General features: G+C 38.0%; 6 protein-coding genes. 1 reads left to right on the top strand and 5 read right to left on the bottom strand.

What is annotated here, in order from left to right; genetic code table 11:
* Nucleotides 1-9 precede the first annotated feature (9 nt).
* From E6C50_RS12565 to E6C50_RS12585, 5 genes are all read right to left on the bottom strand, one after another.
* Entirely contained in the window at nucleotides 10-777 is a 768-nt protein-coding gene (locus tag E6C50_RS12565; RefSeq protein ID WP_136403570.1) for a DUF4292 domain-containing protein, read from the bottom strand.
* Nucleotides 777-2,132, bottom strand: a complete 1,356-nt coding sequence (locus E6C50_RS12570; RefSeq protein ID WP_136403571.1) for a tetratricopeptide repeat protein — start codon at nucleotides 2,130-2,132, stop codon at nucleotides 777-779. Before E6C50_RS12570 ends, E6C50_RS12565 begins: the two co-directional genes overlap by 1 nt.
* A gap of 1 nt (nucleotide 2,133) precedes the next feature.
* A complete protein-coding gene (locus E6C50_RS12575; protein WP_136403572.1) occupies nucleotides 2,134-3,144 on the bottom strand; it encodes a sugar phosphate nucleotidyltransferase in 1,011 nt (336 codons plus the stop codon).
* 80 nt (nucleotides 3,145-3,224) lie between these two features.
* Nucleotides 3,225-3,659, bottom strand: a complete 435-nt coding sequence (gene dut, locus E6C50_RS12580) for a dUTP diphosphatase (protein ID WP_136403573.1) — start codon at nucleotides 3,657-3,659, stop codon at nucleotides 3,225-3,227.
* Between the two features lie 58 nt (nucleotides 3,660-3,717).
* On the bottom strand, nucleotides 3,718-5,187 hold the full coding sequence (locus E6C50_RS12585) for a lipopolysaccharide biosynthesis protein (RefSeq protein WP_136403574.1): 1,470 nt from the start codon (nucleotides 5,185-5,187) through the stop codon (nucleotides 3,718-3,720).
* Nucleotides 5,188-5,331: 144 nt separating this feature from the next.
* On the opposite strand from E6C50_RS12585, the gene E6C50_RS12590 reads away from it, so the two are divergent.
* Complete coding sequence (locus tag E6C50_RS12590; RefSeq protein WP_136403575.1) at nucleotides 5,332-5,811, top strand: hypothetical protein; 480 nt, start codon at nucleotides 5,332-5,334, stop codon at nucleotides 5,809-5,811.
* The last annotated feature ends 189 nt before the right edge of the window (nucleotides 5,812-6,000 follow it).

A 6,000-nucleotide genomic window follows, 5' to 3' on the forward strand; every position in this document is an offset into this window, starting at 1 on the left:
TTTTCAAATTTAATCAATAATTATTTCTTCGTAGCCTTCCGGAATCGTATACGGAAAATTTAGTTTTTCGTCGAAACTAATACTGTTATAGTTCACCTCGATTTTTACCTTTGTTTTTTCATAAGCATCAATGTTCATGCTCAATGGCAATGTTGCCTTATCATAGGATTTATACGCCGGATAATTTACTTCCAGCGAACGCAACGGGTTTTGTTGCGAAACAATCTGGTCTTTTAGCAGGAAATTGGCACCTTCAAACAAAAATTCTTTGATAATGTTGTTGCCTTCTTTCGTTTTTAGCTTGTATTTTTCCCCTTCGATTGAAACGTTGTATTTTGCTTTTGTCAGATCATCGATTGCTCTTCCCAACAGTAGGTTTTGTACTTTGTTAAAATCCAGATCGGTTCCCAGCCATTTACTTAATAAACGGTAATCCCCATCAAAATATTTTCCGTCTTTGCTGTAAAAACTGACTCTTTCGGGTGTGATCAATGCTTTGGCTACCGTGATCAGTCCTAAAGCGCGAGCCGTTACCATAATGGTTTCGTCTTTTTTGATCCGGATATCACAGTTGATTGACAAGGCTGTTTTTCCATCGTCATAGCTTACCGTACTTCTGATACTGGCTGTTTGAAAATCAAGTTTATTGGCATAATGTCCCTGAATGATCTTCGAAACTTCCACTTTTTCGGATGCGCCCTGTTCGGTCACAATGTTTTGTTTGGATTTACAGGATACCAACACTATCAGGGTTAGTACGATACTTATTCGCTTCATTATTTTTTCTGTTTTAACAATTGATCGGCTTTGATAAAATAGCTTTCTTTTTTCTTTTCATCACCCAAACCGTGGTAGGCTTCCCCCATCTGAATATTCAGGTTGATTTCAAGGGCTCTGTCTTCTACAACAAAATCCATTCCTGTTTGTAATAACTCAAGGGCTTTTTTATAATTTTTTAGTTGATTTTGTGCCATGCCTGCAAAAAAGTACAACTTTGCATGCGTTGGAAATAAATCCAGATAATCCGCTACTTTTTTAGTAATCGCATCATATTGTCCGGTATCGGTGTAGGCTTGCAACAACAATTCTATCGTACCGATATCATCTTTTTTTAGCTCCAGGCTTTTTTCAAAATAAGCAATCGCATCGGCGTATTTCTTTTTTTCCAGAAAAAAGGTTCCGATTTCTTTTGATACGTTTACATTCGGATCTTCCGCGAGGTAATCGACTGCTTGTGCCAGTTCCTTTTTAAAGGAATTGGTGTTGTTAGAAAAGATCAGGAATTCGTTTAGTACCCGATGCTTGATTTTGGAATCGATTTTTTTGCTTTTTAATACCTGAAACATGGCATCGGCAGCTTTTTGTGGTTCTCTGTTATTCAGATGAAATTTAAAAAGACTTACCTGCGCCCAATCGGAAGAGGGTATTGCTTTTTCCAACTTTTTGGCCACTTCCAACGCTTTGTCTTCCTGATTGCTTTCGGAATACAAATAGATCAGTTGGATATAATTGCTTTCCTCGGTCGGATTATTTTTAATAGCTTGTTCCAGGTTTTCTTTTTCCGGTTTTCGGAATTTGGCATCACTCAGGATTTGTAGCTTATACATTTCCAGTGTTGCTGTTAATCCCGTGGTGACATCCATTTCATTGATCAGTGCTAAAGCTTTATCAAATTGTTGCGTGTACATATATAAAGACACCAAATCGTCCTGAAACTTTTTGTCGAAACTGATCAGTTTTTCCACAACCGGAATCGAACGGTTAAAGTCTTTGGTTTCGTAATACACGTCATACAAACCATTCCAGTACCAACGTTGTTTCGGATCCAGATCGATGGCTTTTTGAAACGATTTTTCGGCTTCGGCATAGTTCTTCTGAGCCAGAAAGTTTTTCCCGAGTTCGTGATGAATCACCGGGTTTTCCGGTTGGGTTTTAAGACATTTATAAAGCGCCTGAATGGCTTTATCATAATTTTCGATTCCTTTTTGTTTTAACGATTCGTAGAAGTTATTCTGGAATTCGTCGTTTTCCAAAGCAATAGCGTCCGGTTCCTGTTGTTGTGCCGATACCAATGCCGGAACACTCAGAAACCCAAGCAATGTAAAAATTATGAGCTGTCTTTTTATTTTCATCTTATTCTAAAACGGAATAATCTCCGATGCTGATACTGGTAAAATTACCATCAAACGACGCATGATTCCCGATCATCGCATTGTCTAATGTTGCATTTTTAATCGTGGCATTGGTTTGTACCAAGCTATTTTTAATAGTACTGTTATGTACAATTGTTCCTTTGCCCAACGATACGTTTGGTCCAACTGTTGCGTTAATCAGTTCGACATCATCCCCAATAAAACACGGTGGGATGATCGTTGAGTTTTCGTTTTTAATGTTCGCCGAAACCAGGTTTTCTCCGTCGTTATGTAAAAAGTTCAACATTCTGGAGTTGGTTTCCACAGTTACATTTTTATTCCCACAGTCCATCCACTCGTCAACCGTACCCGGAACGAACTTCAGTCCTTTTTGTTTCATATTTTCCAAACCGTCCGTTAACTGATATTCGCCACCTTTTACAACATTATTGTCCAATAAATATTGTAGTTCGCTGCGTAGGGTTTCACCACTTTTAAAATAATAAATACCGATGATTGCCAGATCGGAAACAAATTCTTTTGGTTTTTCCACAAAATCAACGATCTCATTTTTATCGTTTAATTGTACTACACCAAAAGCACTCGGATCATCTACCTGTTTTACCCAGATAACGCTATCGGCAGTTGTGTCTAAAGTAAAGTCGGCTCTGAAAAGCGTATCGGCGTAGGCCACCACAATTGGCCCCGACATACTTTCTTTGGCACATAGAATCGCATGTGCCGTTCCCAACGGTTCGTTCTGGTAATAAATCGTTCCTTTTGCACCTAATTTTTCAGCAATAGCGATTAATTCACCCGGCACTTTGTCGCCAAAATCTTTATGAATAATGAATGCTATTTCTTCGATTTCCTGATTTAAAACCCCGGCAATATCTTCTACCAATCGGTGAACAATAGGCTTACCGGCAATCGGGATTAACGGTTTTGGTACTGTTAAGGTATGCGGTCTAAGTCGTGATCCGCGACCGGCCATAGGGACAATTATCTTCATTTATTTTATATGTTTTTAGGGGTGATACTTTCCTAAAAGCAAGTATCATTTATATATAACGTTTTTTTTCTTTTTATCGTTTATTTCACACCGGTGCTTCCAAATCCACCTTCACCTCTTACGGTCTCCGATAGTGTTTCCACCAACTCCCATTCGGCTCTTTCGTGTTTGGCAATTACCAATTGTGCTACGCGTTCTCCGTTTTCAATAACAAACGGCTCATTGGATAAATTTACTAAAATAACACCTATCTCGCCCCGGTAATCGGCATCAACTGTTCCCGGGCTGTTTAGTACGGTGATTCCTTTTTTAAAAGCCAGTCCGCTACGAGGACGCACCTGCGCTTCATATCCGATTGGTAATTCGATAAAAAGTCCGGTTTTTACTAACGCTCTTTCCAGCGGATTTAACGTTATCGGATCGGTAATATTGGCTCTCAGATCCATTCCGGCTGAGGCTATCGTTTCATATTCGGGTAATGCGTGTTGTGATTTATTAATTATTTTTATGGTCATTGTATATTTATTTGCTTTGCGTATTATATTTTGCAATTGTTTTTAAAATTAGAAAAAATCAGGCAACTTTTTTCTTCATAATTCGTAATAAGGTATCTTTTTCGTTTCGGTAGATAAAATATCCGAAAACCAGGATCGCCAATACTCCAAAATAGTAATTGTGAAGTGCCGGAACATAAAAGGAAAGTCCGGCCAGGACTGACGAAACGATCAGATAGCCCAGGATTCTTTTTTTATCATAGGGTATCGGATAGTATTTATTTCCCATAAAATAGGAAATACTCATCATGGTTCCGTAGGCTGCCAGTGTTGCGATGGCCGATCCCATATAACTATAGGTCGGAATTAAAGCATAATTTAGCACCAAGGTAACGACAGCACCAACAATGGAAATATAAGCGCCCACTTTTGTTCGGTCGATTAATTTGTACCAAACCGATAAACTGGTGTAAATCCCTAAAAAGAAATTTGCCAGGATAATAAGCGGTACCACTTTCATTGCTTCCCAATAACTGCTGTTTGGAACCAAAACCTGTTTTAGGATATCGGCAAAAACGATAACGCCCAATAAGATCATCGAACCAAAAATAACGAAGTATTTCGTAACAACCGCATAAGTTTGCGGCGCATCTTTTTTATCGGCATGATTAAAAAAGAACGGTTCAATTCCTAAGGTATACGCCGTGCGGAACAATACCATAAAAAGGCCGAGTTTATAACAGGCCGAATAGGCTCCTACTTCTGCTTTGGCAATATTTTGCGGCAATAGTTTTCCCAACAGGATTTTATCGAAGTGCTCATTAACTCCGAATGCCAGTCCGGCAAATAATATCGGTAATCCATAATCCATCATGTTTTTCCATAGCGGGAAATTGAAATGCCATTTTAATCGGGCATAATCCGGCAGGAATACCAATAACGTCGCTAAACTCGCAATCAGATTGGCAATAAAAATATAGCCTACCTGATAATCGTGAATATAAAAACTACTGATAAATGCGTCAGGATCGGCTTTTGCTATTTTAGGAAGGAATACTAAAAAGAAAACGTTTAGTCCTACGTTAATGGTAACGTTGGCTATTTTGATCACCGCATATTTAATAGGGCGTTGGAAAGCTCTGAGTTTTGAGAACGGTATTACGACCAAAGCATCCAAAACCAGAATCCAGATGGCATAGGTTACAAACTGGGTTTCGACATCCGCCCATTCGGCCAACGTACTTCGAAATAACAATCCCATTGCCAGGAATAACATCGACGACCAGAATAACGAAATGGTAGTTGTCTCAATAACGCTTTTTTTGTTTTCCTCTTTATTGTAAAAACGGAAAAAAGCCGTTTCCATTCCATACGAAAGGATAACGTTAAAAAAGACCATCCAGGAAAGAACAATGGTTACATTCCCATAATCGCTCTTTGGCATTAGGTCCGTATGAAGGCGAACCAGTAAAAAGCTAAGCATTCGTGGCAGTACCGTTGCGACACCGTAGATAAATGTTTGCTTGAATAGGTTTTTATATAATCCCAAAATATTTGCTTATAACGAATAACGAACAAAAATAGGCATTTCTTTTTGTTTATTGATGCTCCTGTTTTTCTATTCCGATCAGTATTTTGCACTTCGTCTAAAAGAATTCTGATATAGTTTTATATTTGGTCAAAATAACTTAAAATGGAAGCACGAAACTGTTATCTTGAATTTAATTTTCCAGATGAAACCACTTTTTACGATTTAAAAGTGGTTTTTGAAAAATTCAAAGAGTCTAGAGATAATGACGCTGAGCTAGATGATCAATATTGGCTTGAGGCCTTTCCGGAATATGCAGTATCCCAATTTTGGTTTTTGGATACTGATATAAAACCACTTCATGCAACTGTAGTAAGAACGGAAAATAGCTGGCATTTTTATTCGTTAGTGGATTTACTTTATAAGAATTATGAGGTTGATTTTGTCAGTTTAAGAGTACTTAGTCCTAATATTGGAATTCTAGAATATGATCCGTATTCGTATCCCTATGGTGGAACCGGAGGCTTTATTGCGCTTTTAAAAGCGTTTACATGTATTCCTACAATTATCAATGATGGTACCGGACTTTATAAAATTGTTTTTAAAGATAACGGAACCTATGATTTAAAGGATTTAGATATTTAATCCATGAATTTACAACTCGTAGAATAAAAAAACCGGAGACAACTCCTTTTTGCTATTACTATAAAACAAAAAAACCTATCCGTTTGGATAGGGTTTTCAAAAGAAAGGCGGCGGATCGAGCAAAGCGACACGCCATACCTATAACAAAAAAAATCCCCATCAATAATGATGGGGATTCAAAAGAAAGGC

Source organism: Flavobacterium supellecticarium (assembly GCF_004801375.1).
Taxonomy (GTDB): Bacteria; Bacteroidota; Bacteroidia; order Flavobacteriales; family Flavobacteriaceae; genus Flavobacterium; species Flavobacterium supellecticarium.